33 protein-coding genes and 1 pseudogene are annotated in these 26,802 nt (G+C 36.7%); 29 read left to right on the top strand and 5 right to left on the bottom strand.

Features of this window, described 5'->3' with window-relative positions:
• Positions 1 to 396: 396 nt before the first annotated feature.
• Positions 397 to 1,488, bottom strand: a complete 1,092-nt coding sequence (pseG, locus tag MN204_RS16245; protein WP_306798744.1) for a UDP-2,4-diacetamido-2,4,6-trideoxy-beta-L-altropyranose hydrolase — start codon at positions 1,486 to 1,488, stop codon at positions 397 to 399.
• A gap of 596 nt (positions 1,489 to 2,084) precedes the next feature.
• Here pseG and MN204_RS16240 point away from each other — a divergent pair.
• The 3 genes from MN204_RS16240 to MN204_RS16230 all read left to right on the top strand — a co-directional run bounded on the left by MN204_RS16240 (position 2,085) and on the right by MN204_RS16230 (position 3,464).
• On the top strand, positions 2,085 to 2,462 hold the full coding sequence (locus tag MN204_RS16240) for a hotdog family protein (RefSeq protein ID WP_249872137.1): 378 nt from the start codon (positions 2,085 to 2,087) through the stop codon (positions 2,460 to 2,462).
• A gap of 107 nt (positions 2,463 to 2,569) precedes the next feature.
• Complete coding sequence (locus MN204_RS16235) at positions 2,570 to 2,761, top strand: DUF6366 family protein (protein ID WP_249872136.1); 192 nt, start codon at positions 2,570 to 2,572, stop codon at positions 2,759 to 2,761.
• 118 nt (positions 2,762 to 2,879) lie between these two features.
• The gene (locus MN204_RS16230) at positions 2,880 to 3,464 is read left to right on the top strand and encodes a Crp/Fnr family transcriptional regulator (protein WP_249872135.1); all 585 of its coding nucleotides are present in this window, start codon (positions 2,880 to 2,882) and stop codon (positions 3,462 to 3,464) included.
• A gap of 240 nt (positions 3,465 to 3,704) precedes the next feature.
• Here MN204_RS16230 and MN204_RS16225 read toward each other — a convergent pair whose 3' ends face one another.
• Positions 3,705 to 4,436, bottom strand: coding sequence for a DUF4386 domain-containing protein (locus tag MN204_RS16225; RefSeq protein ID WP_249872134.1), 732 nt, complete (start codon positions 4,434 to 4,436; stop codon positions 3,705 to 3,707).
• 262 nt (positions 4,437 to 4,698) lie between these two features.
• Between MN204_RS16225 and MN204_RS16220 the strand changes: the two genes are divergently transcribed.
• The 19 genes and pseudogenes from MN204_RS16220 to MN204_RS16130 all read left to right on the top strand — a co-directional run bounded on the left by MN204_RS16220 (position 4,699) and on the right by MN204_RS16130 (position 17,026).
• The gene (locus tag MN204_RS16220) at positions 4,699 to 5,586 is read left to right on the top strand and encodes a spermine/spermidine synthase domain-containing protein (protein WP_249872133.1); all 888 of its coding nucleotides are present in this window, start codon (positions 4,699 to 4,701) and stop codon (positions 5,584 to 5,586) included.
• 172 nt (positions 5,587 to 5,758) lie between these two features.
• Positions 5,759 to 6,535: a GTP-sensing pleiotropic transcriptional regulator CodY gene (gene codY, locus MN204_RS16215; RefSeq protein ID WP_249872132.1), complete on the top strand. Its 777-nt coding sequence runs from the start codon at positions 5,759 to 5,761 to the stop codon at positions 6,533 to 6,535.
• Positions 6,536 to 6,998: 463 nt separating this feature from the next.
• The gene (locus MN204_RS16210) at positions 6,999 to 7,454 is read left to right on the top strand and encodes a VOC family protein (RefSeq protein WP_249872131.1); all 456 of its coding nucleotides are present in this window, start codon (positions 6,999 to 7,001) and stop codon (positions 7,452 to 7,454) included.
• A gap of 77 nt (positions 7,455 to 7,531) precedes the next feature.
• Complete coding sequence (locus MN204_RS16205) at positions 7,532 to 7,990, top strand: GNAT family N-acetyltransferase (RefSeq protein WP_249872130.1); 459 nt, start codon at positions 7,532 to 7,534, stop codon at positions 7,988 to 7,990.
• Positions 7,991 to 8,129: 139 nt separating this feature from the next.
• On the top strand, positions 8,130 to 8,627 hold the full coding sequence (locus tag MN204_RS16200) for a GNAT family N-acetyltransferase (RefSeq protein ID WP_249872129.1): 498 nt from the start codon (positions 8,130 to 8,132) through the stop codon (positions 8,625 to 8,627).
• Positions 8,628 to 8,745: 118 nt separating this feature from the next.
• Positions 8,746 to 9,312 (top strand): ATP-binding protein, encoded by a 567-nt coding sequence (locus tag MN204_RS16195; protein ID WP_249872128.1) that lies wholly within the window; start codon positions 8,746 to 8,748, stop codon positions 9,310 to 9,312.
• Positions 9,313 to 9,379: 67 nt separating this feature from the next.
• Positions 9,380 to 10,258 carry an alpha/beta fold hydrolase gene (locus MN204_RS16190; protein WP_249872127.1) on the top strand — a complete coding sequence of 293 codons (879 nt, stop codon included), beginning with the start codon at positions 9,380 to 9,382 and terminating at the stop codon, positions 10,256 to 10,258.
• Between the two features lie 218 nt (positions 10,259 to 10,476).
• Positions 10,477 to 10,832: pseudogene (locus MN204_RS16185) on the top strand (VOC family protein).
• A 45-nt stretch (positions 10,833 to 10,877) separates the two neighbouring features.
• Complete coding sequence (locus tag MN204_RS16180) at positions 10,878 to 11,099, top strand: hypothetical protein (protein WP_249872126.1); 222 nt, start codon at positions 10,878 to 10,880, stop codon at positions 11,097 to 11,099.
• A gap of 128 nt (positions 11,100 to 11,227) precedes the next feature.
• A complete protein-coding gene (locus MN204_RS16175) occupies positions 11,228 to 11,707 on the top strand; it encodes a GNAT family N-acetyltransferase (protein WP_249872125.1) in 480 nt (159 codons plus the stop codon).
• Positions 11,708 to 11,784: 77 nt separating this feature from the next.
• A complete protein-coding gene (locus MN204_RS16170; RefSeq protein WP_249872124.1) occupies positions 11,785 to 12,168 on the top strand; it encodes a DUF3221 domain-containing protein in 384 nt (127 codons plus the stop codon).
• 299 nt (positions 12,169 to 12,467) lie between these two features.
• Positions 12,468 to 13,337, top strand: a complete 870-nt coding sequence (locus MN204_RS16165) for a transporter substrate-binding domain-containing protein (protein WP_249872123.1) — start codon at positions 12,468 to 12,470, stop codon at positions 13,335 to 13,337.
• Between the two features lie 103 nt (positions 13,338 to 13,440).
• Positions 13,441 to 13,881 (top strand): GNAT family N-acetyltransferase, encoded by a 441-nt coding sequence (locus MN204_RS16160; protein ID WP_249872122.1) that lies wholly within the window; start codon positions 13,441 to 13,443, stop codon positions 13,879 to 13,881.
• A 221-nt stretch (positions 13,882 to 14,102) separates the two neighbouring features.
• Positions 14,103 to 14,525, top strand: a complete 423-nt coding sequence (fosM, locus tag MN204_RS16155) for a FosM family fosfomycin resistance protein (RefSeq protein ID WP_249872121.1) — start codon at positions 14,103 to 14,105, stop codon at positions 14,523 to 14,525.
• A 12-nt stretch (positions 14,526 to 14,537) separates the two neighbouring features.
• A complete protein-coding gene (locus MN204_RS16150) occupies positions 14,538 to 15,287 on the top strand; it encodes an aminoglycoside phosphotransferase family protein (RefSeq protein ID WP_249872120.1) in 750 nt (249 codons plus the stop codon).
• A 60-nt stretch (positions 15,288 to 15,347) separates the two neighbouring features.
• Positions 15,348 to 15,776, top strand: coding sequence for a DUF4181 domain-containing protein (locus MN204_RS16145; RefSeq protein ID WP_249872119.1), 429 nt, complete (start codon positions 15,348 to 15,350; stop codon positions 15,774 to 15,776).
• 196 nt (positions 15,777 to 15,972) lie between these two features.
• Positions 15,973 to 16,158: a DUF2187 family protein gene (locus MN204_RS16140; protein WP_249872118.1), complete on the top strand. Its 186-nt coding sequence runs from the start codon at positions 15,973 to 15,975 to the stop codon at positions 16,156 to 16,158.
• Between the two features lie 436 nt (positions 16,159 to 16,594).
• Positions 16,595 to 16,789 (top strand): hypothetical protein, encoded by a 195-nt coding sequence (locus MN204_RS16135; protein ID WP_249872117.1) that lies wholly within the window; start codon positions 16,595 to 16,597, stop codon positions 16,787 to 16,789.
• A 90-nt stretch (positions 16,790 to 16,879) separates the two neighbouring features.
• Entirely contained in the window at positions 16,880 to 17,026 is a 147-nt protein-coding gene (locus MN204_RS16130) for a hypothetical protein (RefSeq protein WP_249872116.1), read from the top strand.
• Positions 17,027 to 17,263: 237 nt separating this feature from the next.
• Here MN204_RS16130 and MN204_RS16125 read toward each other — a convergent pair whose 3' ends face one another.
• The gene (locus tag MN204_RS16125; protein ID WP_249872115.1) at positions 17,264 to 18,394 is read right to left on the bottom strand and encodes a CAP domain-containing protein; all 1,131 of its coding nucleotides are present in this window, start codon (positions 18,392 to 18,394) and stop codon (positions 17,264 to 17,266) included.
• A 232-nt stretch (positions 18,395 to 18,626) separates the two neighbouring features.
• Here MN204_RS16125 and MN204_RS21350 point away from each other — a divergent pair, with 232 nt between their 5' ends.
• Positions 18,627 to 18,755, top strand: coding sequence for a hypothetical protein (locus tag MN204_RS21350; RefSeq protein WP_306798737.1), 129 nt, complete (start codon positions 18,627 to 18,629; stop codon positions 18,753 to 18,755).
• A 169-nt stretch (positions 18,756 to 18,924) separates the two neighbouring features.
• Here MN204_RS21350 and MN204_RS21345 read toward each other — a convergent pair whose 3' ends face one another.
• Positions 18,925 to 19,107, bottom strand: coding sequence for a YjcZ family sporulation protein (locus MN204_RS21345; protein WP_306798736.1), 183 nt, complete (start codon positions 19,105 to 19,107; stop codon positions 18,925 to 18,927).
• An 851-nt stretch (positions 19,108 to 19,958) separates the two neighbouring features.
• Here MN204_RS21345 and MN204_RS16115 point away from each other — a divergent pair.
• The 5 genes from MN204_RS16115 to MN204_RS16095 all read left to right on the top strand — a co-directional run bounded on the left by MN204_RS16115 (position 19,959) and on the right by MN204_RS16095 (position 25,026).
• Entirely contained in the window at positions 19,959 to 22,340 is a 2,382-nt protein-coding gene (locus tag MN204_RS16115) for a polyprenyl synthetase family protein (RefSeq protein WP_249872186.1), read from the top strand.
• A gap of 228 nt (positions 22,341 to 22,568) precedes the next feature.
• The gene (locus MN204_RS16110) at positions 22,569 to 22,811 is read left to right on the top strand and encodes a hypothetical protein (RefSeq protein WP_249872114.1); all 243 of its coding nucleotides are present in this window, start codon (positions 22,569 to 22,571) and stop codon (positions 22,809 to 22,811) included.
• Positions 22,812 to 22,989: 178 nt separating this feature from the next.
• The gene (locus MN204_RS16105) at positions 22,990 to 23,868 is read left to right on the top strand and encodes a polysaccharide deacetylase family protein (protein ID WP_249872113.1); all 879 of its coding nucleotides are present in this window, start codon (positions 22,990 to 22,992) and stop codon (positions 23,866 to 23,868) included.
• A gap of 602 nt (positions 23,869 to 24,470) precedes the next feature.
• On the top strand, positions 24,471 to 24,719 hold the full coding sequence (locus tag MN204_RS21505) for a sigma factor (protein ID WP_368858675.1): 249 nt from the start codon (positions 24,471 to 24,473) through the stop codon (positions 24,717 to 24,719).
• A gap of 151 nt (positions 24,720 to 24,870) precedes the next feature.
• Positions 24,871 to 25,026 (top strand): DUF1540 domain-containing protein, encoded by a 156-nt coding sequence (locus tag MN204_RS16095; protein WP_249872111.1) that lies wholly within the window; start codon positions 24,871 to 24,873, stop codon positions 25,024 to 25,026.
• 151 nt (positions 25,027 to 25,177) lie between these two features.
• Here the strand turns inward: MN204_RS16095 and MN204_RS16090 are convergent, their stop codons facing one another.
• Positions 25,178 to 25,747, bottom strand: a complete 570-nt coding sequence (locus MN204_RS16090) for a biotin transporter BioY (protein ID WP_249872110.1) — start codon at positions 25,745 to 25,747, stop codon at positions 25,178 to 25,180.
• 319 nt (positions 25,748 to 26,066) lie between these two features.
• On the opposite strand from MN204_RS16090, the gene MN204_RS16085 reads away from it, so the two are divergent.
• Positions 26,067 to 26,714: a TVP38/TMEM64 family protein gene (locus tag MN204_RS16085; RefSeq protein WP_249872109.1), complete on the top strand. Its 648-nt coding sequence runs from the start codon at positions 26,067 to 26,069 to the stop codon at positions 26,712 to 26,714.
• Positions 26,715 to 26,802: the final 88 nt, after the last annotated feature.

The raw sequence follows: 26,802 nt of genomic DNA, 5'->3' as shown, positions 1-26,802 counted from the left end.
TTTGTTAGAAGGTGAGCTGTATTTTACGCTTACTCTTTTAATACTATTTCTAACTTTATCATCAATCTTCGTAAAACCTTCAAATGTATCAAAACCTATTATTCTTATGTCTAACGCATAGGGTTCAAGTACTGATGATAATTTGGCCCAAGATCATGATGACCCCACATTCGAAAATAATACCTTTCATTAATAGTTGCTTTTTAAACAAATTCATATCTTGCTCTAAATCTTGATAATGCTTGTCTAGGAACGTACTTTTCAAAATTATTTAGCTCCTATTTTAATTCATCTAAATCCTATTTTCAAAAATTTTGGTGTCCGATTACTTAGACAAAATTTTGCTATAGCTCAATTGAAGATGTAGATTATATTCTATAAAGATTTTTTAATTGATTATTTTATTGTAGCAATTGTATTCATTACCTTTGATTTACCATTTCCATCAACAATTTTTTTAGCTTTTTCGCTTAAGTGACTTCTATCAATCTCTTCAAGAAAAGACATTAATACATCTTTAATTGTTTGCTCTGTAACCAATTCTGAAATACCTAAATAATGGTCAATGCCTAATTGAATTACATTTTCACAAAGTTCTTTTTGATTATAAGCAATAGCTGTTAATATTGCAGGGGTACCAAGACAGTATCTTTCCCAAGTTATACTGCCACCAGCACAAATAGCGAAGTCAACTTCATACATTAGTTTCGCCATGTAATCAATATTAAAATGGAAAATGAAGTTATTTTCATCGCAATGCTTTTTTATAATATCTATATTTGGATTAGATGGACCTGTTACTATGTGGATTGTTAGGTTAGTTGGGTTTATCATTTTTATTGCATTTATTGCTTTTAATGTTTCATTCGTAGGATCACTGCCACCATAAGAAACTAAAATAGCATTCTGACTTTTTTGTATTCTTGGGATTTTGCGTAAATCAATAAATTCATCTCTTAGAAGTGCATATTCTGGACCCAATAATAATATGCAAGTAGAGGGAATCAAATTTGTATAGCGAGTAGTTGCGTTTAGGTAATAATTTTGATCTAATAAAATATCGCAATCATGTTCACGATCTGCGAGATCATCAATAACCATTATTTTTGGAATGTGGTTCCTAATTTCCTTTTCCCACGTCGAGTCAACAGCATAATGATCAATTATTATCCAATCGAATTTTATTTGGCTAGACTTTAGAATAGTAGTTGTTTCTTGTAAATCTTGTTTTTGTGATACACCTAGCCATGATGCGTGTTTCGATTGATTAGATATATCATTATTCATTACAGGATGATTGAGTTGATTAAGTTTGAAAACTGTGAACCCTTTGTGTAAAACTAAATTACAGAGATGGCCATCGTGTAATCTGCAAATGAAGTATACACTGTGTCCATTCTTTTTGAGTTCTTCTGCAAGGGTTAAGCAACGCATTACATGGCCTGTTCCTATTTTGGTCGAACTGTCGACACGGAAGCATATGTTCATTTTAGGTAACACCACACCTTTTCTTATAATTTAGTTATATGTATTCTAACAGAAATTGTTAATCTTCCTAGTAGTATATTAAGCATTTCATTGAAATTAAATATTACTATAGTAAGAATGTCCATACTGTTAATGTGAGGTGAAAGTTTGGATGGTAACAGAAAAAGTAGTTACGGTTTATGATATAAAGTATCATGTGCTAAAGGTAATTTAATATAGATTTTAATTATTTTGGTAGTTGATTATTTAGATCATTATTCGCTATCATAGTAGGAGGCACCTTTTCTAAGTGGTAGTTTTTTCTAGACAAATAAACGATACCAAAAGTTTAGGTGCTTTTCTTTTATAGTTACATTTGTCAAGGTGCATAATAAAGTACGGAAATTGATAAAACAGATAACGATTAGATATCATTTTTTCTCTACAACAGTTGAGTAAGAGTTCAACTACAATGAACTTATTTTAATCTGTCATATTGCGGGAATTGTAGTTTACAGAATTTCTGGTATGTATATTACAGTAACAAACTGATCAAACGAAAGACTTAACTGACATCAGTTACATATCAAAGGTAGATTTAAAAAGGAGGAATAAACTTGTCTTTAAAAGTTGGCGATGTCATAACATTTGAGCGGACTTTCACAGCAGAAGATGTTGAATTGTTTACGAAGGTTTCAGGTGATGAGGGCTTACATCATGTAACTCCTGATGAACAGGGAAGACTTGTCGTGCAAGGGTTGCTGAGTGCGACATTGCCGACAAAAATTGGTGGCGATAACAATGTACTCGCCCGTACGATGAATTTTGAATTTTTTATGCCAGTTTTTACAGGGGATACAATTAGATGTGAAGCGATAATCGATCAGTATGAAAAGCAGGATAATAATAGAACAGCTATTTCGGCATCATTCAAATGCACCAATCAGAAGGATAAACAAGTATTGGGAGGAAACTTTGCAGGAGTGATATTGTAAATTTAGATTGTCATCGAGTCGTTTTTCGTATCATTAAAACAACTTCTTGGAGTTTAATTAAAACTAGCAGGATTAGTGAACAAGAACAATGGAGGGGGTGTTTTTCATTGAATACAGATAAAGAAACTCCAGAAGAAATAAGAGAAAGATTGAGACAAGAAGAATTAAAAAATCCATCTAGCGGCATTCATGGGAGCAATCTTTCTGATTTAGTGGGAGGTATAGGTTGGAAAGGCACTGGAATATTGATTCTTGTAATGATAGCTGGTTTTATCATTTATGCTATCTTTTTTCGCTAAACCGATACCTATTTATGTATAAACAGGAATTATTTCAAAAAGTTGCATAGGAATAACAACTCGAAAATGAGATGATGTAGCGCGATCAAAATATAAACGATGGAGGGAAGGAAACAAGGTGAACAGCATACTGTTCAAATATATGACTACCTATACTTCGCTCAGCGAGGAAGAACAACAGGAAATCTCTGATAGTATCCTTATTAAGGAATATAAAAAAGGAAGCCTTCTCGTAAGACAAGGAGATGTTTCCAGCAAATGCTATTTTGTATTAAAGGGATGTGTGCGGCAGTATTCTATAGATGAATCAGGTAGAGAGATTACATCCAATTTCTATACGGAAGAACAGGCAATTGCTACTTTCAATCATCATAAACAAGATCAGTCCTCCAAGTACGATTTCGTTTGTACGGAAGACTGCATTCTAGTTGTCGGAGACCTTGATACAGAAAAAAGAATGTATAAAAAATACAATCAATTAGAAGCCATGACACGCAAAATGATGGAGATCAGCTTTAGTGAGGTGCAAGATGAATTTGCTTCCTTTATCAATTCTACCCCTGAAGAACGCTATAAAGCATTAATGATGAAGCGACCTCATTTACTGGACCGTGTACCCCAACACCAATTAGCCAGTTACCTCGGTATTACTCCAGAGTCTTTCAGCCGAATAAAGAAGCGAATGCAAAGAAATCGAACTTAAGCAGTGATCATAGCCTTTTTCGAGAGATAAGAAAGTAAGTATAAAATTTTGGTAGCAATTAATACATACACCTAAACGGCCACGTCCAGCTCCAGCGCCCAGGGACTAGCCAGACTTCCTTCACCTCCGTACGATAAGTCAACATCGACTCTCTCCGTTCCTCGTGTTTCCTTTATCTCCTACGTAGGAATGTTCAACCAGTTGAACCACCCCAAAGTTCGGGGCGCAGTCCGTACGTCCCTAAACGGGCGCTTGCGCTTTTGTTTGTACCTTCCCACCTTTAAACAGCAGCCATAAACCAAAGCCCAATTCTCCTAAAGTCATTGGTACACGAAGGACAGATTCCAATAGGCTTGTAAGTCCATCATATTGCGGAAGAAATGTATAGCAAAGATGGATTATCATATAGCTTACGGCAGCAATCAATAATAGAATGCTGATAAATTTTGGGATTGTGTCTGATTTAAAAGCCAAATAGCCTACGATCAATAAATGCACTCCAAAAATAATTAACCCAACAGCCCAGGTGATATGAAATGCTTCAAGGAACAGCATCACCCATGCTTGCAGTTCTTCCGTGTTAAATGATGTTCCATCGTTCGCACGATTTATAAGAAGTACAACGAAAATTAAATTCATGATGGCAATCCCTAGTATAGCCGCATATATTAGGCGGAACCACGCAGCGAGCAAGGATATGTTTTTATTAATGGGTTTCAAGAAAATATAGAAAGCCCAAGCGACTACAATGTCAGTTATAAGTATGAGGAGCCAACCGAAAATTCCAGCATAGAAAAGCAAATTGGATTCCATTATGTTCTTGAGCGTTGTGTTGGCATCGTCTGGTACGACAAGGCTTCCATGTACAAAGCCATAGGAAAAACCCGCAGCAAGGGCCATGATAATAAGGAAAATGCCAGCAGTCAGAGCAGATTTCCGCTGCTCCGATAATTGTTTTACTGAGTTAGCCATAAATATAGCAGCCTCCCTTTTTTGTCTTTAGTGTAAAAGGCGGAGATGCATCTGTCATTGACTTAAGTCAATAAGAATAATCATTTTGCTCATTTGCGGAAAAAAACCGCTGAAAAACTTCCTGAATTCGCGGAATCGTTGGGGGAACAGCTTATTTTTAAAAAAAGATTAGAGGAATTTCTATTTATCTGGTTAAATAAGAAAGGGAGTATGTCGGACTACAAAACTACTGAATCAATCATAGTTAAAAAAAGGTGAGTATATGAACAGTGTTAACGTAATAATAGATGAAATAAAAGAAGATAATTACAGAGTATTTGCTTTGCTGAGCAATTATTTGAATCATGTTCCTGACTATATTGACAAAGATGAAATGGATGCGCTTGTAAAAGGTGGCGTATCTTCTGAATATGCTTTTAGTGTCATATTAGCTGCTGCTTTTGGACTTGATATTGTAGATCATGCTGATGATAGGGCTTTGTTCAACAACTATTTCACGAAGATGTTCCATAGGCTGGATACAGATGAATATAATGACAATGCGTATTATAAAAATATCAGGATACCGACGATAAAAATTGGTACGAGTGAATTGAAATACGAGAAGTATAAACCTTTTGAAGGATTTGTCTGTAACGATATTATCCAAACAAAAGAGGGGAGACAACTTCCGCAAATAGGCTTCTTTGAAACGGAATTTATGTTTCCAGCTGTTTCAGAATACGGACGAATCTGGATGACCATTACACCGAATGAGATAGAAACGATGAAAGAAGCTGTAGAGGCGGATTCTGGCAAGGTTCTTACATATGGACTTGGGCTTGGCTATTATGCTTATATGGTATCTCTAAAGGAACATGTGGAAACCGTTACGGTAGTTGAAAGCAATCAGGATGTCATTGATTTATTTAACAGCTATATTTTACCACAATTCAATCATGCTCACAAAATTAAAATTATTAAAGCAGATGCTTTTGAATATGCACAAAAGGACATGTCCAAAGGTAACTATGATTTTGTGTTTACGGATTTATGGCATGATGTTTCTGATGGGATAGATATGTATTTGGAAATGAAAAGGTATGAGGTTCTTAATCCTAATACTGTCTTTATGTATTGGATTGAAAAGTCAATATTGTGTTATTTATAAATAAATATATTGTTAAAACTAAGTAAATTTTCACATAAAAATTGTTTTATGTCGAAATATGTATTATTATATAATATTGTATTGTATACACAGTTTTGAATAGCAGTTTTTGTGCAATAAATGAAGTTTTAGATAAGGCAATGCAACTAATCAGCCATTTGGAGGTATTTAAGTGAATTTATTAACAAAGTCTAGAAAAATCAATGCAATCATTCAAGAGGCAGGAAGTAAACCTGTTAACTTTAATGAAATGGCAGAAACACTTTCTGAAGTGATCGAAGCAAATGTACTGGTAATCAGTAGAAAAGGAAAAATCCTTGGACATGGTTTGCACGAAAGGATAGATAATGAACGAATGAACCAGATGTTAGAGGAACGTCAATTGTCTGAAGACTATACAAATCGTTTATCAGCTGTTCACAAGACAGCTGAAAACTTGGATGTGAACAGTGAATATAGCGTATTTCCTGAAGAAAGCAAAGCGTTATTCAAAACGGGTCTGACAACGATTGTTCCTGTTATTGGTGGTGGCAGACGACTGGCCACGCTAAGCCTTTCACGCCAGAATAACGAATTCAGCCCGGATGATTTAGTATTATCCGAATATGGCGCAACCGTTGTTGGGATGGAGATTTTACGCGGCAAAACGGAAGAAATCGAAGCGGAAGCTCGTAGTCAAGCTATCGTAAAACAGGCAATTAGCTCACTGTCTTACAGTGAAATGGAAGCTGTGAATCATATTTTTGAAGAACTTGATGGGATGGAAGGATTACTTGTAGCATCTAAAATCGCTGATCGTGCTGGTATTACTCGATCCGTAATTGTAAATGCACTGAGAAAATTAGAGAGTGCCGGAGTTCTCGAATCACGTTCGCTTGGTATGAAAGGAACGTTCATTAAAGTGTTGAATGATAAATTCCTGACCGAGTTGGAAAAAGCTAAACTGTAAAATTTTTAATGGAAATATATACGTTATACGAAAAAGCGCCTGCAAGCTAATTTTAGTTGCAGGTGTTTTTTTGTGGATAAAAAGGGAGTGTATTTACGTGCAACTCGGGTTGTCACGGAGAGGCTTGATGACAGCCAATTTTTCTATAGACGGTTTGCCTAAAGAGAAACAGTCTTCATGTGTTTTAAATCTTCATAACAAAATGTTCTGCTGTGAAAAAAGAAATATGCAGGAATTTATAAAAAAATGTCGAATATGTTATAGCTGGAATAGGGCTCATTATAGAGGGGGAATTTGGATATTATCGCATTCATTTTTAATTTAGCAATGTCATTTTTATTAATTAATAAATTAATTAATATCAAAATTCCTTCATTTTATTAATGATACGAAAAATAAGCTAAAGATGATCGATACGAAGTTAGAGGATATAAAAGAATTCATAAGATAGGAGGTTTTCAAAATGATTGAAGGTTTATTTGAAGCACATTTACCAGTAAGTGATTTAGAGCGTTCAATAGATTTTTATAGTAATCTTGGTTTGGAACTTGATCATATTGTTGAGGATAGATTGGCTTTTTTCTGGATAGAAAAAGATAAAAGCTGGTTGGGATTATGGAAGTCCGATAAAGTAGAACTTGAGTATCATCCATCGATCAGACACATAGCTTTTCGGGTTTCCTTACAAGGATTGAAGGAATCGGTTACCTGGTTAAAAAATAGGGGGTACAAACCTAGAGAGGCTTTTGGATTTGATCCTATTGAACCTTTTGTCATGCCACACAACAATGATGCAACCGCTAAAATTCACTTTAATGATCCCGATGGTAATAGTTTAGAATTTATTTGTAAAATAGAAAATCCCAAAAAAATAATGGATAGTATGTATTTAAGTGAATGGGAAGAAATAAATAAATAATCTTCAACTTAGAGTACATTAATGGAGCGATGGTATTAAATTCTTCCCTACTCAAGTGAAGGAGGGCTAACAACCTTATGACATTAAAATTAGAAAAAGTTGAGCAGGAGAAGAGGTCACAGTATTTAGAGTATCTGCTCTTAGCTGATGCAAGTGAAGTTGTAGTTAATAAGTATATAAATGATGGGGATATGTTCTCTATTCATTACGAAAATGAAGTTGCTGGAGTATTATTAGTTACGTATCATCCCAATCAAGTGGTTGAACTAAAAAATATGGCATTAGACACTAAATATCGTCGTGGCAGAGGTTTGGGTAAATTGATTGTCACGGAAGCATTTAAAATCTATAAAAGAAAAGGAATAAGCAAAGTAATTGTAGGAACCGCAAATTCAAGTATCGGAAATATGGTATTTTATCAAAAAATAGGTTTTAGAATGACGGAAATAAAAAAGAACTTTTTTAAAGTATATCCTGAACCAATCTATGAAAATGGCATTAGGGCTTTAGATATGGTTATGTTTGAAAAAATTTAGTTGAATAGTTTTTCTATTCTAGTGAAGGGTGCATCTCTGTAAAAAGGATTTGCACCAATTTTAACAAGTAAGTAAGAGGGATTTCCAACTATGATGGAGAATAAATTATTAAGAGAGAATAAATAGATGGAGGATGGAAATGGGCATTGAAATTGTTGCGTGTCAACCTGAGCATTCAAAAGTGATAGCGGAAATATGTGCGATTGGTTGGCAACAAACGGTGGAAGGAAAATTAAGTGAAAAATACCAAGAAATCGCAAAACAGGTTTGGTACACAGAGGAACGTGTGAAAAATGAGATTAATAAGGGGATTTATAAATATAGTGCAATTGCAGATGGGAAAGTAGTAGGAACGATTGGTGGCGAGTTAAATAAAGAACGGCTTTCATGGATATGGGTATTATACATAGACGAAGCATATCGTTATCAAGGAATTGGAAAGAAACTTCTTCAAGCATATTCAAAAGATCATCAGGAAGCAGGTGCAACAGAACAATGGGTAACCGTTATGGATGAGAACTTCCGTGGAATTCCTTTTTATGAATCAAATGGTTTTGTAGCCCAAGAGCGAGTAGTAAAGAAAACAGAAACAGATGAGGATGAAATTGTCTGGAAATATAAACGCAGTCTTAGGTGAAAATTAGCTGTGTGGAAAAGAAGAATACAAAGAGCTACCAAAATCTTAAGGAGAAAGTTTATAGGACTTATTATACAACGGGACGTTTTTCTAAATGAAAGGAGGTTCAGTTAAAGGGATGAAAAGGTTAGTGATTATTACAGTTGGTAAAACACATAGCGGGAAAAGTACATTTGCTGGAGTTTTAGAGAAAAGGTTGAACAACTCTCTTGTAATGGACCAAGATAATCACGCTGAATTTATAAACACGTATTACAATAAATTGCAGCCAAAAAAAGGGCCAAATACTCTCAAGCACGACATCTCTCACTTAATCGTCAATTACGCGATTGAACATACAGATTTTCATCTGATTATCTGTAATTCCAATCGAAGTCGTAAAGGCAGAATGTATCTGCTTGAACAGTTGTATCCTAAACATAAATTTGTTCGCATCCTTGTCCATTTTGATAGTCCAGATCATGTTCTTCATACACGAGTTGTTCAAAGTCAACGCAGCACCAATGTTTTTAGATTTGCATCAAATTTTGAGGAAGTGCTTGCTCGTCAACAGGAGGATTCACTAATAGAAGATGTAACAGATCCGGTAGAACGGGAAGCAGACCATTTATTCGTGGTAAAAGACAATAATGAAGTTGATTCTGTTATACAAAGGATTTTACATATTGCCCAATATTCTTCATAGATCACTGATGTTCGAAATGATGTTCAAATTTCAGAATGGAGAAAGAGTATGAGGGGGTTAGGTATGTATGGAAAGAAATATCGAGAATTATTTTATAGAAGGGCTAACAATCGAATATTCAATGATAGGGAACGGGGAACCTGTTTTTTTATTTCACGGTGGACATTCAAATTGTAATGAAGAATTTGGATATAAAACATTAGTAGATAACGGTTACTCATTAATTACCCCTTCAAGAGCAGGGTATGGAGGAACATCCAAAGAGATCGGAGAAAGTTTAACCAAGGCTTGCGAGTATTATGTGAAACTATTGGACCACCTTCACCTTGATCAAGTTCATGTTATAGCTATTTCGGCTGGAGGTCCAACTGGAATACGCTTTGCTTCTTTATTTCCAGAAAAAGTAAGAAGTCTTATCTTAGAAAGTGCTGTATCAAGGGAATGGTTAACGCCTAAAGATATGGAGTATAAAGCAGCTCAGATTATTTTTCGACCATTTATCGAAGGGATTACTTGGAGGATGCTGAATTTGTTTAGTCAGTTATTTCCGAAGTTTATGTTTAAGATGATGGCTCCCCAGTTTAGTTCCCTAGGTAAAAAGGAACTTAAACAAAAAATGAATACTAGTGCTGTTGAAGAATTCAAAAAGATGAATGCTCGTCAGCGATCTGGTCACGGCTTTCTAATCGATATAAAACAATCCAAAGAAATAACGGATCAAGATTTAAAATCTATCATCAGTCCAACTCTGATTCTTCATAGTAAAAATGATGGTTTTATTTCCCTCGACCACCCCAATAATGCTTTTGAAAAGATCGATCATTCAGAGTTGTACGTGCTTGATACGTGGGGGCATTTAATTTGGGTGGGTCAATCATCTAAAGAAACGGATGAAAAACTAATTTCCTTTCTTACCTCACAAAGTAATATAAAATCTTACACCTAACCATTTATTAAGTTTTAACACTTCAACTCTGGCAACTTGACAGTTATGAAGCTTAAGTTTCTTATTAGGAAAATGATAAAAGAAGATATGACAAAGTACAAGTTGTTGCACCCAAAAACTGGAATAGGATTTATGAAGATTTATCCCTGCTTAGATACAAGAAAACTATTTATACTCAGCATAGAATGATGGAGAAGTTTTAAAAGGGGAAATGATAGATGTGGAAAAGAATTGAATGTGTGGCAATCTATACAGAGAACATCGTAAAGTCGGTTAAGTTCTACCAATCGATGGGCTTAAGAAAAGTCGGGGAGACATTTCAAGATGAAGAAAAGCAATGGAAACTGATCGGAATGAAATTTCCTGATGGTGATTCAGAGTATTAAAGAATAACCCGGATTTGAATTTTGCAGAAACGGAGATAGTTGTAACAGATGTTTGGGAGACTTACGAAACATTGAAGACGAATCCTGAAATTAAATGGATTCGTACACCGTTTCCTAATTCATTAGGTGGCCACGTAGCTGTAATGCAAGCACCGGATGGAAATATTTTTGTTTTGGTTGGGAAATGAAGGAGAGAAGGTAGAACGTTAATTTGAAGGTGAAAGGGCGAAATCATGAAGCTATTTAGGAATATGTCAGAACAGGAAACAGATAACTGGAATAAAGGTGCCATACTTGGCTTTTATACGTATATGTTGCTTCTGTTCATAGACCAATCTTATAGGTACTTATTTTCAAGTAATCTCTTTTCCTCTACTATCATCTTTTGGGCTGGATTAATTGTAGCTTTTGGATTCCAATTTATTTTAAATCGAAGGATTAAGAAAGATCAATGAATTATCTTAAAAAAATAATGAAGTCGAAAGTAGAACGTTTAATTACAATTGTATTGGATTGACTTAGAGAATGATATCATGATTAATGAATAGAGTTCATTAAATGAATTTGATTTGGAGATGAAACGATGCAGATTCGTGAAATTGAGGAAAAGGACAATCAAGCAATGGAGCATATTATTAAAAGCTCCTTGGAATTATTTGAGTTAAATATACCAGGAACAGCCTATTTTGACCCCCAGCTCAGCAGGTTGGCACAATTTTACAAGCAGCAACCGAATGCAAAATATTGGGTTGCGGTAAACGATCAGGATGAAGTGGTTGGTGGCGTGGGTATTGCCCCTCTTGGAAAGAAAAGTGGGATTTGTGAGCTGCAAAAACTATACATTGCACCGGAAGCTCAAGGGATAGGCCTATCGAAGAAGCTAATGAAAGTATCACTCGATTTTGCCAACGAGCATTATACATACTGTTACCTGGAAACATTGAAGAAACTCCGAACAGCCAATCTCCTATACAGCAAATTAGGTTTTCAGCCGCTTGAAAAACCTCTGGATGAAACAGAGCATAATGCCTGTGATACCTGGTATTTAAAAGAATTATCGTGAGAAAGGAAACAAGATAATACCTAAAATCTGTTACCCGATAGGAGTCCTTTAGAATATAAGGTTAGGAGTGTTTTAAATTGGTTGCACCTCCACCATATAAAAGATTACTGTTAGCCTGCTTACTTGTTGTATTTTTATATTTTGCAATGAATGAATGGACGCCCAAGGAAGCTCCAGATGATCTTCCAGATGGCTACATGAGAGTAGAAGGGTACGTAGCATTCAAAAGTTTTGATTCGATATGGTTAACGGAAGCCCCGGTAAGTATATGGGAAACCCTGACTTTTAATTTGATAACCCCAAACTACACTATTGTGTCAAGACACGAGGAGGCTAGTAAATTTAATTTATTTAACGGTTTTCGGGTAAACCATCGAGTGCGTGTATATGGTGATATTCTTATGGAATCATCTCCTGCAAAGATAAACGCCTATTATATTGAAAAAATAAGAAATAAATAAACGTTGTTATATAGAAATATAAGACATGAAGTGCTGGTGTTTTTAGTAAAAGACATAGGCTTATTTATTCTGGAGAAAATAATCCATTTTAAAAGATTTATAACTGAAATTTAGTTATTGACTGGACGTCAGATAATAAGTATTAAAACAGACCTGAATAGGAAGCGTGGCTGCCCAGTAAAAAAGTGATGAACTCATACCGCCTCCCAATCCTATCCAGTAAGATTTTTTGACAAAGCAATCCAATTGGAGTACTCTAATATCTATTATTCAGTTTTAAGTAGAAGGAGTGGGATTTTTTGCAACTAAGAAAATACATAACTATCATTCTATTGGCTTCTATAGCGATTTTAAGTGCATGTGGAAGTTCCGATGATAGTACTACAGGCAGTGGAAGCAATGAAGACACCAAAGATGAAAGATGGGAAGGAATTCAGGAAGCAGGAGAGATTGTCGTAGGGACTTCCGGTACATTGTTTCCGGCATCGTATTATGAAGATGGCGATGACAACTTAACAGGTTTTGAGGTTGAAGTAATGCGGGAGGTTGCCGACCGTATGGAGCTGGACATCACTTTTGAAATATTGGGGATTGACAGTGTTCTTCCTGCAATTCAAAGTGGAAGGATTGATGTTAGTGCCATGCAACCTACTGAAAAAAGAAGAGAAGAATTCAATTTCAGTGAACCTTATAAATACTCCTATACGACCATGGTAGTCCGCAAAGATGATAATTCAGGGATAGATTCATTGGAGGACCTGGAAGGGAAAAAAGCCGGTGGCGGAGCGACGACTGTCTACAGTCAAATCGCTGAGCACTTTGGAGCGGAAGTGGTTACCTATGGAAATGCTCCAAATGAAGCTTACTTACGGGATGTTCATAATGGCAGAACAGATGTAGTCATCAATGATTATTATTTACAGAAATTCGGTATTGCGGAATTTCCTGAACTTGATATCCATTTGCATCCTGATCTGCAATTCAGACCAACCGTGAAAGCCATTGCTATTCCTAAAGAAGCTGATCAGCTGACAGAGGAAATCAATCAGGCCCTTCAGGAAATGCGTGAGGACGGTACACTGTCTGAATTAGCGATTCAGTTTTTTGAAGAAGATGCCTCGCAAAAACCAGACCTGGAAATGGAAGATATAGAGGGTCTTGATTTGTAGTTGATCAAATGGTCCACTTCTGAGGACTATTTAGAAAGAGAAAGGGTGCTTTTCCTGAAATTGGATTTGCACCCTTTTTAAAATAGTGAAAAGGGGATATGTTATGGATACGATGAGCATTGAAGAACTTCATACAAAAGAAGAAATAATTGAAGCGTTTCCGGTTATGAGACAACTGCGAACACATCTTGATGAAAATACATACCTGGAATTAGTCATGGAGGCAAAAGAAAAAGATAGCTATAACATGTTTGCTTTATTTGAAGCGGATAAAATAGTTGCAGTAATTGGATTTAAACCGATGATTACGCTGTATTATGGAAGGTTTGTCTGGGTATGCGACCTGGTTACAGATAGTACAGTGCGTTCTCAGGGATATGGGCAAAAACTGCTTGCATATGTTCACGGATGGGCACAAGAAAATAATTATGAAAGTGTCGTATTATCTTCTGGATTACAGCGTACAGATGCACATCGTTTTTACGAAGATCGAATGGCTTATGAGCGGGTAAGCTATGTTTTTAAAAGGTCTTTGGAGAATTAAGTATTTCATTGTGGCAAATTAAAGATGTATTCTATATTAGAAGGATATATTTCAAAAGAGAAAAAGACAGACAACCCGATGCTTCCTTCTTAATTAGGAGAGCATCTTTTTTTAGCGGAATAATTGAAGATAACAGGAATCTCTGTTAATCGCGTCGAAGTAGTTAAGACAAGATAAATTAAAGAAACACTATCAACATTAACTTCCCTGAGGTGATTAAAGTGGCAATAAAAGGACTTAACCATTTCCTGTTTTCTGTCTCCAATTTAGAGAATTCCATTAAATTTTACGAGGATGTATTTAACGCTACTTTGCTGGTGAAAGGAAGGAGTACTGCCTATTTTGATTTAGGTGGATTGTGGCTTGCCCTCAATGTGGAAAAAGACATTCCTCGTAATGAAATAAAACAATCCTACACACACATAGCTTTTTCAATCGACGAAGCGGATTTTAACCAAATATACAAGAAATTAAAAGAACTGCAGGTAATTATACTGCCAGGCAGATCTAGAGATAAAAGAGACAGGAAATCCATATATTTTACAGACCCGGATGGCCATAAGTTTGAATTTCATACAGGTACTTTACAGGATAGGTTAGATTACTATAAAAAAGAGAAAACACATATGGAATTTTATAATTAGGAGAGAGATCGAATGAACTTAGGCACTCCAATCGCAATCGGCAATACAGCAAAAATCTATCTTCGCGAAAATAAGATAGTCAAAGTGTTTAATGACTTTTTGCCTGACAATGAGTCATTTCATGAAGCAAATAAGCAAAAATACGCTTATGATTGTGGACTTTCAGTTCCTAAACTATTGGATATAACAAAAATAGACGGGAAGCAAGCTATCGTAATGGAATATATCAAAGGTAGAACTCTAGGTGATCTTCTATCCGAAAACAGGCAACAAGCAGCGTATTATATGGAAATTTCTGTTGCTGTACAGCAAAAAATACATAATAATAAGGCAGATTCGCTTGAACCCATGTCGGAAAAATTAAGCCGTCAAATAGAGTCTGCCACTGTTCTGGATAAAAGACATCAAGTTGCTTTGCTGTCCGAACTGGATGCAATGACATTTGAGAAAAGGCTATGTCATGGAGATTTTCATTTGTATAACCTAATTATGTCAACTAACAAAGTAACTATTATCGATTGGGTGGATGCCAGTGCCGGGGATATTAGAGCCGACGTATATCGTACATATCTTTTATATTCACAGATTTCCGTTGATTTAGCCAACATGTATCTGAATAGTTATTGTGAGAAAAGCGGATTGTCAAAAGGTGAAATTTTCAGGTGGGCTCCCATCATAGCAGGGGCAAGATTGTCAGAACATGTACAGTCGGAGAAATCGGACCGGCTTCTGGAGGTTGTACATCGTTATTATCCATTATAGATTTTGCTAAAGACTATATGGAGTACCTTCAATAGGTTTAGAAGAAGGGGAGAATGAGTTTTGTACAATTTTGAACCACTATTTTGGTTGCAGTTAGCTATCTTTTTGTCCATTTTTTTATTGGTGGTAGTTACATTTGATTATGTTATGAGGAAATTGTTGAAAGTGGAAAAGAAGAAGCTATTTTCATATAAGCCTGTCAATGAGCAGCATAAAAAGATGGAGTGGAATGTTAGAATTACTTTTTTAATCCTTCTTGTGATCGGATATCTCGTTAACATAATGAGAGTCCCTATGGAAAGAATCTGGTTTTTGGAAGTATGGTTTATAACCTTTCTATTTATAGTAGTGATAGAATCGGTTCGAGCTATGATGGAGTGGAAATATGCCGAAAATCGAAATGCTTATATTTTGACGATTATCCAATTGGTATTTATTGTACTTTTATTAGTCATCATTTATTCGACCGGATTTTTCGGTTGGTTTTAGAATGGAAAAATAAAGTAATTTAGTATAGTCATGCTTGTAAAAGCCTTATTCACCATAGGGGGTAGTTTGTTGCCAACGAAGCAGGATATCTGAAATTGTTCTCCCATGTTTCTTTTTACTTTCGTATTGGTTAAACTTGGTATATCATCAACTTAGATAGAATGATTTGCAATTTCCAGAAAAGGTGGGGGATACATTGAGTTCCAATTCCGTAAAGAATGCAGAAATCGGTGATGAAATCTTTTTTAAATCTGGTGTTAAAGGGATCGTTGAAAAGGTCAACGAAAACTCTGTAATCGTTTCGGTTACAGAAAACAATACGGATTTAGACTTTAAAGGGAATAAGACAGTTGTAGGTCATAAAAATTATGAGATTATATGATTGTCAGATGAAATGAGGGTGATTTCCTGAATAGGAAACACCCTCGTTTTTTCAGTAACGAGGACACTATAAAACTTTTGAATAGGTATATGTGGAACGAATGCTGTCAACGACAGAAAAGATGACAAGCAAGTTTCAAACAAGTAAGGAAGTGATACTGGACTTACAGAAACAAGCGACGTCCTGCAGCTATTCTCTCGAGGTCTTAATTGGATACTCGGTTTCCAGTCTATAGAACTGTTCCTAGATCATGTGCGATAAGGTAAGGGGTTAGTGAGATAAGATAATTAATTTAGATTACCTTCCCTAAGTTGTATTTAATTGATATTATATACTTATCCGAATTAATTAAAGATAGTATCGTATCAGGGAAAGAAGAAATCATTTTAAAAGGTTTTATTAAAGTACCGGAATTCCTAAAAACAGGGGGATGTTTATGAATTTTTCCATTATTTTAATTATCATTGTTTGTATTATCGCTTTCTTCTTAACGATACGGGAAGTGAACAGAAGTGATTCAGACTATGATAAGTCGTCAAAGAAAAATGTTACTCGTCTATCATTAATTTATATAGTAGTAACTGTGGCATCTCTGATTGCACTAGCAGCATACATTGTAAGCATTACATAGGGACGGAGTGAAACACGCGCACACTCGTCTGTTTCAGGCTAAAGATATTTCAGAAAAAAGAATATAGAAAAATTTATAAGGAATAAAAAAATGGAGGTTAATGGGATGAAAAATAAATCATTTTTTCTCCTGATGATTACGATACTACTAGTCGTAGCAGGGTTACTCGACATCAAATATAAAGGTTTATTCTATCGTCAGTTGCCAGAAAGTATTCAGGATTGGTTGACTAAATGACATTTAGCACGCACCAACGTTAGTATTACCCTTACTTTAGCGTTGGAAAAACCAAAAACGTGAAGACGGGGGATAAAACAGGGCAGAACCCCCCCACTGTATGATGTTTCACGTTATCCTTCGAAACAAGAAAAGGAAAATAGATGCTAGATATGCATGATAAAAACAAAAAAGTCCAGAACAAGAGGTAGAAAGTCTCCTCGGGTTTCCGGACTTTTTTCTGCATTATCTAAAAAGCTACTTTGTCAAAAAGTTCTCTGTATAAAATGGCTGTGAATCACGATTGAATGAAACACCAACAGCGAGAGCTTCATAGTCTTGTTTCAATTTATTTTCCCGGTGACCGAGCGAGTTCATTAAGCCTTCATGGGCAAAAATACTACTAGGCTGACCGGCAGCAAGGTTTTCTCCAGCAATTCGGAAGACGATGTCATCTTCTGCCATTCGGTCAAATGGTGACTGTCCCTCCAAGTTTGTGTGACCAAAATAGTTGTTTTCAGCCATATCTGTACTGTGGTCACGAGCTGTTTGTCTTACTGCTTCATCCCAATCTAAAACAGAAAGGCCGTGCTTTACTCTCGCGGCATTCGTCAGATCGAATAATTGATATTCAAGTCCTTCTTTTAACTCGCCACTTGGATTGGCAAAATATGCTCCTTTTTGCTTTTCCAGTTCACTGCTGATGATCTGTATAGCTGTGACCGTACTGTTTTCATGCTTGTCATAAAAGATGGTCACATAATTAGAATCGATCAGAAATGTATTATATTCCTGATTGTCCTGTATCTGGTAATTGATAAGTCCTTTCCGTATCGCTTTAAGCGGCTCATCCAACGTAGCCAAAACAGACTCTCTCGAACTTGTAAAGGTAATTCCATGTGTAGAAGATAATAAGTCCTGGTTCGTGTACAACCCCGCAACTTTATCCTGCTCATCATAGGCAGCCATGAAAAAGTTATGATAATTTTCATGGTAGCTCACCCATTCGACGCCATATTCATTCAAAGAGGAACGTATTGGTTCGCCTGCTTTTTGCTCAACATCGGAACGCTCATCCCCAATTTCCACATTATGGACGGAGAATGATTGCTTAGATGGTTCCTCTAGTTGAGGCGTCTGTGGAGCGGGTTCTGTAGATTGTTCGTTATTCTGTAGATTGTCCGTCAATCTGCCAAATAACAGTTGAATTTCTTGATTTATCGTATTAATCGCACTAGTTACATTTGGATTTTCCCTAATTTGATTGACATCCGTCTGAATTTCTTCAAAGACGCCCTCCAAACCAGAATGCTGGAACGACTCTCCATAAAAATGCCAAAGCGCACCAACAATCAGTAACAAGACGATACTATTTCTAATTATTCGCATAAACTCACACCTTGTAAAGACTTCTATTTGTCCTATTTTAGCAATATTCTTGCGTTTGAACAAATGTGAGAGAGGGCTTGTCTAAACTTACCAATTGGACAAGTGCAACGTAACAATCTTTTTTAGTTAAAATTATTTTTAAAAATTGAATACAGAAATGCATGCACACTTTTAAACTTCCGACATATATTAATTATTGTGTGAGAAATTCTTTATGGAAGGAAGAAGAACTATGTATAAGAACCAAATGATAACTTTCAGTAACACGAAGGCAATTGAAGAAGGATATAAAGTAATTGAAGTCAATGTATCTGATTCAACTGAAAGTTTATATGCAGTGTGCACTCCAGTTAAAAAGTAATACGTTATCATTTCTTATGGAAAGCCATCTCTTTTGTAAATTTACATATAAGAGATGGCTTTTTATTTTTATATGTAGAATATGACAGTCACTCATTATAAGGCTGTCGGGTGGAGGGATCCGACAGCCTTATTAAGAAATCAACTAACGTTTTCTGCAGATTGGTTATTTACAACCAGGCTGCACCTACAATAATGAGAAGGATAAACAATACGATAATTAACACAAAGTCCTTACTGGCTCCACGAGGAGGACAATAGCTGGTTGTTGTTCCAGCAACTGGTCCACTATAACCGCATCCACCATATTGTGCTCCATAAACATCATAATCAGGTCCATATCCGTAACCCATACATATCTCCCCTAACTTTTTTAGTAGCAAGTAAGAAAGTATAGACTTTCTTACTTGCATAAGTGCAACGAAGGCATCCGTCCAAAGACTTGGGCAGTTACCAAATTTTCTACTATTTACTTATTCATTTTCACTAACGATATTCATCGAAGGATGCTTCGATAATAAATAGGAGGATCAACATTACGAAAGCAAATGCGTACCCCCACCGTACTCTATAACGACAACTCCGCTCATATCATACCACCCCCATAATCATTAACATATGTTAACACCTAAAATAATGACAGGGCTCTGGCAAGCCTATTTTGGAAAGTCTAATTTAAGCAGCTATGAATACTTAAACCTAAACGGGCACGTCCGGTAAAAGCAGACTCCATCTGAGGTCTTTCTTAGCAGATAGGAAAGTATAAAAACTTTTCTGTCTGCATAAGTGTAACTAAGGATGTAATCGAAAGGCTTGGTGACAACCAAGTTTTCTAATTAACACCCTCATGAGCGAACGCCATATCACTCGGGATTTTTAAGTTAGCTTGTCGGGGGTAATCAAGACGCCCTGCATTTGCTCCTAGTCCCTTATGTAGATTTGCAACTTTGATAAGCTATATGACGACTAATCATGGTATGATTTACAACATTAAGAATTAAATTGTTGTCATAAGGATGATAAAAAAAGTATGGAGGGTACTTGTAAAGCCTTTTAATAAGGATTTACCCAAGACTCTTATGTACGTTTGTCGGAACTGTGATTATGTATCCTTTTGCATGAATGAATATTATTTTTAATACAAAGACAGAAAAGGGGGAAGAGATTCTAGCCCCCTGTCCAAGAAACAGAGGTAATATATATGATGAATCAAGAGTTACTTAAAAATGCCGATGCGTGCTATCGGTTTGCTGAACAACAAGCAGCCATTTATTTTGAATCCCTTTCTGTACAGCTTTCGGAACAGAACTATATTCCTATCCTAACGAATGACATCCATTCATGGAAACACAATCATGTTAAGCCTTCGTTTATTCCTCTTTTATGGCGCAAAAAGAAAAAACTGGATAAGCAGGATTACTCCAGTTATATTCAATGGCTGGAACATACAGGCAAACTGGAAAGTTATCTCGATCGTAGCATTTCCTATATATTTATTCGTGATCTTGGGAAAGCCTTGGACGAACCGGCAACACAGGCAAGAATACAGCGTGATGTTGCCCGTTTAAGAAAACACGTAACCGAGTCCGTTGCAAAAAGTCAACAAAACAAGCACGAGACATTCAGTATGGTCGGCTTGTATCGATTGGCTCAGAAGGAAGGCGTTGAGTCAACGCTAATCTGGGTGATGGATAAAATAAAGACTGTTTCGTTGAATATTCCTAGTGGGATGAATGCTGAGGAAGCACAGCGGAAATTGATTAAAATTATTGCTGGGGTAGTTATGCAAGTATTTGAAGAGATGGGGGATAAACTAGAACCAAAAGAACGAACGGAGAAATTGGATAAAGCGATAAGGCTTGGCTATTCCTATGGACTGACATATCCTTTCATTGACGACCTACTCGATTCCAAAGTTTTATCTAGGAAAGAGGAAAGGCAATATTCTGAGATGATACGCATAACCCTTACCACAGGAACGGTACCTGACATGGAAGAGTGGACTGGGGACAATAGGGAACTAATGAAATACATTCATGCGGAACTGAAAGATGCTTTTGAGTTCATTAAAGCAAATCAGGAACAAGCGACGTGGCTATCATTTCTTGAGCAATCTTATATTTTCTTTAAATCACAGGAAGTGGACCGCGATAAAGAGCTATCAAATGAAACTTACAGTAATGAAGAACTATATATACCAGTAATCGTAAAATCCGCCTCTTCCAGGTTAATTGTTAGGTCAATCATCCGTGCTTCGGAAGATAAGGACATTGACAATCGAACGTTTTTTTATGGCATATACAATCAGCTCGCTGATGATTTTGCAGACATGTTTGAAGACTTGGAGGAAGGAAGAGTAACCCCGTATACGTATTACTTGAAGCATCATGACAAGCGTTTGGATCTGATTAATCCCTTCGAATTGTATTGGACAGTAATCTCCTATTTAATCCATGACGTCTATCACTCCGATGCAAAGACATGTGAGATTATTCTAGATCGTGCAATAAACGGCCTGAAACGATATAAAAATCGGATGGGAATAAAAACATACAACGATGTAATGGAGATCTTTGCTTCCTTTCATCAATCTTTCAACCATCTTATCGAGCAGATGGTACGAAAAGCAGATGATGTTGATTTCTTCGATAAGCTACTCAGGGACCATATGATAAAAGAGCTGATCAATGAGCGGAAGCAACAGGAAGAATTTTTGAATGTAGGAAAAAATATACGCATGAAAATTAATCATATTTTAGAAATACCTAAATCGAACGCTGAATTCTTGAAAAATGAGCCAATCATTGATGCTGCAAATTACAGTCTGAAAAGTGATGGGAAGCGGCTCAGGCCAATCATAACGTGGTTCATGGGGGTTCGCGAATATAGATTAAATGAATCTGCAATTCTGCCGCTTCTGAAATCGTTGGAGTATATGCATACGGCATCCCTCATTTATGACGATCTGCCCTCCCAGGATAATGCGTCCATCCGACGAGGGAGACCAACCGTTCACGAGATGTATAATACTGCTACAGCAGAATTGACGGCTCTTCTCCTAACCCAGATGGCTGTATTTGAACAAGCATCTCTTCAGGGCTTCAGTCCGAAAAAGGTTCTTCATCTAATTCAATATTCGTCCCGAATGACGGTGGATATGTGTACAGGTCAGGCAATGGATCTGGATTCTAGAGGAAAACAATTGACACTGGAGGAATTGAATACGATGTCCTTGTATAAAACTGCATTTGGATTTGAAGCATCCCTGATTATGCCTGCCATCCTCGCAGGTGCGGACGAGTTGGAGATGAATGCCTTGAAAAAATTCGCGCATCATGCGGGTATTGCATTTCAGATTAAGGACGACTTACTGGATGTAGAGGGTGAACTTTCTACACTTGGAAAGCATGCGAGCAAAGATGTTGAAAACAATAATTCCACCTTTGTATCCATTCTTGGGAAAGATGGTGCCAGACGGGAAATGTGGGATCATTATTGTCTGGCAATTGAAGCGTTGCAAGAAAGGAAACAGGATACCCCGTTTCTAAAGCATTTATTAAATTATATCGTGAAGCGGGATAGTTAATGGTTTGTGAAACATTTTTTTAGCAGGTGAGAAAGCATAAACTTTCGAACCTGCTTCACCAAGTACAACAATTGAGTTGTAGAAGTTTCTGCCAAGCGTTTTCTACAGCAAACCGGCCCTTGTCACTATTCGACTGTCAATTGGAAACTTATTCTCTAATTTCTTACATAATCATCTTACCTTTAGAGATTCTAGAAATAGATAGGAATTTTAGAGGAGCTGAAACCGATGGAAGTTTGTCCTTTATGTAATGGGTTTGAAACGGTTACCATTGAATGTTCAGGTTGTAGTTCGATCCTGGAGGACCAGGGGAAGATAACCGATTATTTTGATGATTATAGTGCCTATATGGATATTGATATAATGAAGCTTTTTGATGGAGATCCTCAGTCACTGGAAAGCAAAGCGTGTTTACATTATTTTTACTGTGCGAACTGTCAACAGGAGGAGACGAGGGCTATGAAGGGATGAAATGGAAGTGTAAGAATGGAAGGGAAGTTTTCCATCTCACTTAGATAATCTGTATTTGAAAAGATCCTTCATGACGTGGGGGTATTCCCAAGAAAATACAGTTTGTTTTCTTTTTCTCTGAATAATTATTCGATTTTTATCAAAAATAGCTATATATGTGTTGATAGGAGGATAATGGATGAAAGAGAAAATGTTATTGTCACTTCTCGTGACAGTGTTGGTATGTTGTGTTCAACTTACAGACCCCATGACGATTCTTGCTTATAATCCAGCACCAGAAAATGGTGATGTGTTCGAGCAAGGATTGCAGGAAAAAGACAAACGGAACATCTCGGTGGAAGATTTTCCTGAACTTGAAGGGGGACCAGAAAATCCGGAAAGAGTTGCTCCAACCCCAATTGATATGACAATCTTACAGGAACGGTATCCAGATACGTTTATCTTACGTGGGCCTGCTAATCAGAATAGGATTGCACTAACCTTTGATGATGGACCAGATCCCCGTTTTACGGATGAAGTACTAAATGTATTAAATCAATATAATGTACCTGGCACGTTTTTCTTCATGGGATCCCGTGCCATTGCTTATCCTGAAATTGTAGAACGGACAAATATTGAAGGACATGTCATTGGTAACCATACATACTTCCATCCTAACCTTGTTAAAGAAGCCGATATTCCAACATTGGAGCGGGAAGTAACCAGAACAGAGGACGTTCTTTTTGACATTATTGGTTATCGAACGAGTCTATTCCGACCTCCATACGGCTTTTTATATAATGAATTGGTTGAAAAGCTTGGCGAAATGCAATATCTCATTATCGGCTGGTCCGTCGATTCGTTGGATTGGCAGGAAGATCCACCAGCAGTCATCGCTGCAAATGTGTTGGATAATGTTCATCCGGGAGCGATTATTCTCATGCATGACGGTGCAGATTGGGATGGGGACCGTACAAATACAATCGAGGCTCTTCACCAAATAATCCCGACATTGCAAGAACAAGGATATGAATTTGTGACAGTACCGGAATTGCTAACTATTCCATTTGCAAAATGAAATGCAAACGAACCGATAGTGTAGACGCTGTTGGTTCGTTTTTTATCTTGTAAAGAATTTCTTCCTATTTCTTCCTGCTCGCGTTTTCGAATCGATTAGATAGTATCTAGTTGCATACTTGATTGGTGTTAGGTAGGAATAGGGACATTATCCGAGAGCTGGTTACAAAAGAAATTCCTGCAGTTATTTAACTAGGACTTAAGTATTGCGACAAATTACACAAAAAAGTAAAGTTTTTATGGAAAAATTACGAAAAATGTGGCAAAATAAGATAGAAAATACATTTTATGACGCTTTAACGGGTAGTAAACGTAATATCGATAAGCGAGTGAAAACCAAAACGTGAAGTCGGCGAGGAGGACCTTATGGTATACCTTGTCGTGCTAACATTCAGTCAGGCTACAAAGGTAAACCCCACTATAGGTGGAATTTAACTGGACGATATCAAAACAATCTCACCTCAAGAAACCGTTCAAAATTGTTTTTGTTCGGTTTTTTTATGCAATTTTTTTCCTAGTGGATGAAGCAGTGCAGGTAATTAAAATCACGCTATCGCGATAGCTTAGCTTGATAAATAGATAAAAAATGAATAGAAAGGATGGATGACGTTGATAATTAACCAAAAAGTAAGCTTCGAAAAGATTTTCGAACAGAATGAAAGTAGGATGTACTATCATTTGCAGTGCCTTTACATTTACGATCCTCATCAGGAATTTTTTATGGAGGGGTTATACAGTATGTGGATTGCATACAAGAAATATCAGCCAGACAAAGGGCAACTTTCCACGTATTTTAACTACCATATTAAAAACCACATCATTGAAACACTTCGCAAGAAAACGAGTCAATAGGAAGAAGATGAAGATTAAACGTTGTCCATTGAAATTTAAATCGTTATTCGTTGGCACTAGCATAGATGCCGAACTGTCATGTATCCATGGTAATCAAAAAGTATTAATCCTCCTGAATTTGCTCATGATATGTAAAGAGGAGGTGTGATATATGGCTCAGGATGTTCTGTGTGAAGTCAATAACTGTCAATATTGGGGACCTGGGAACAGATGTCATGCAAAAGCAATCTATGTAGTCAGTCATAAGGGGAAGCAAGCATCTAAGAGTGAAGAAACAGACTGTAAAACATTTATACCAAAAGTTTAATTATAGAGGGATCCGTGCTGGTTTCCTATGCCTATTTAGAACAACAAAGGATGTCACCGTAAAGCTTGGTGACATCCTTCGTTTTTTTCTAACGTTACGAACACGAAGGAACTGGGTATGTAAGTCATACAGCCTCAACGTGAAGTTTTCCTTATGCGATTTCCTTATGCGTATCCGTGACTAATTTTGCCTGTATTAATCGTTGTCTGACAGTTATGCCAATCCAGCTTGCCAAGTAGGCTTTGATTAAGCCGACTACAATAAATGGATAAACCCCTGCTGCAAGAGCAGTATTCCATCCGAGATCCAAAACGAATTTCAGCTGGATGGTACCGAAAAACAATGTGACAATCATACCAACCGTGTTTGCAATCATCGCCATGCGAATGGTGAATTTTGTTTTTTCCAGGATCAGTCCTGTAACATATGCCGCAGCAACGAAACCGAAAATATACCCTCCAGAAGGTCCCACAAGTACTTGTGGACCACCGCTGAAACCTGCAAACACCGGAAGCCCCACTGCACCGATGGCAGCATAGCAAACCATTGCCAATGCACCTTGACGGCTTCCAAGAACAGTAGCAGCAATACCGACCGCCAACGTTTGTCCACTAATTGGAATGAGAGGCAGTGGAATTTCAACTTGCGCCAAAATTGCCGTGATAGCTGCGAAAATAGAACAATTGAGAATGACTCTTAATCTTTTACTTTTATTATCCATGTTAAATTCCATCTCCTTAAATCATATTATGTAGTTTTCTCATTGTTTGGATTATAAAATAGAGAGGAATCAATGTCAACCATTATTTTTTATGGGGTGACGTATGTTGTTTTGAAATCAATAAATAAGGGAAGGGGTTAGCTGTAAAAAAAAAATTGTATTTTTTGTGCCATTAAATCGTATTCAGGTACCAAAACTAAACGAAATATTAGCATTAGTCTAGATTATCACTGACAAGACTAATGGAAAAAGTAAGGCGTCATTTATGATAAATAGGAAATACTAGTTGGTAAAATCATTCTTTACTAGGAGTTTGACTATGAAAAAAGGAATTGTCATTGTCCTCATGTATTTACTTATCTTATATATGGCTTTTTTAAATCGTGAGCATTTAATGGCATGGTTGGAATATAGCGATTTATCACACCTTCCGCTAATGTTTTTCCTTTCTATATTCTTCGGTGTTATTCCAGTTATTCCCTTTTCTGTTTTTGCCGGGTTAATGGGTGTGAAGTATGGCGTCTTGCTTGGTACGATTATTAATTTGACAGGAACCGTTGGGTCTGCATTCATTTTTTTTGTGCTTGCCCGTTATTTGTTCATAAAGCAATTTCAAGCCTATATAGAAAGGTTTAAGAAGGTAAAAAGGTTTGATTATATTATAAGTCAGAACGCATTTGTAGCGGTATTATTCAGCAGGTTAATTCCGATTGTCCCTCCGCCAGTTGTCAATATTTATTCGGGATTAAGCAAGATGCAATTGAAGCTGTTTTTAGCTGCCACAGCCATCGGGCAAATTCCCGGAATGATTGTTTACGCCTACCTGGGTAACCAGCTTTTAATCTCATCCCAGTCGATTATTTTAGGGATTTCCATTTACGGGGGTTTCCTCTTTATCGTACTTCTTACATATCTCTGGTGGTATAAGAGGATACATAGGTTGTCAAATGTACAGAATACGCGGTAAAACGAAAGGCTTACCATCTTGGCTAATTCAAGATGGTAAGCCTTTTTCCTGATTTGAATGCAACTATTACTCGGCAAAAATCGGGGAG

This window comes from Oceanobacillus saliphilus (genome assembly GCF_023522835.1).
Lineage (GTDB): Bacteria > Bacillota > Bacilli > Bacillales > Amphibacillaceae > Oceanobacillus > Oceanobacillus saliphilus.
This window is presented reverse-complemented; position numbering and strand designations above follow the sequence as displayed.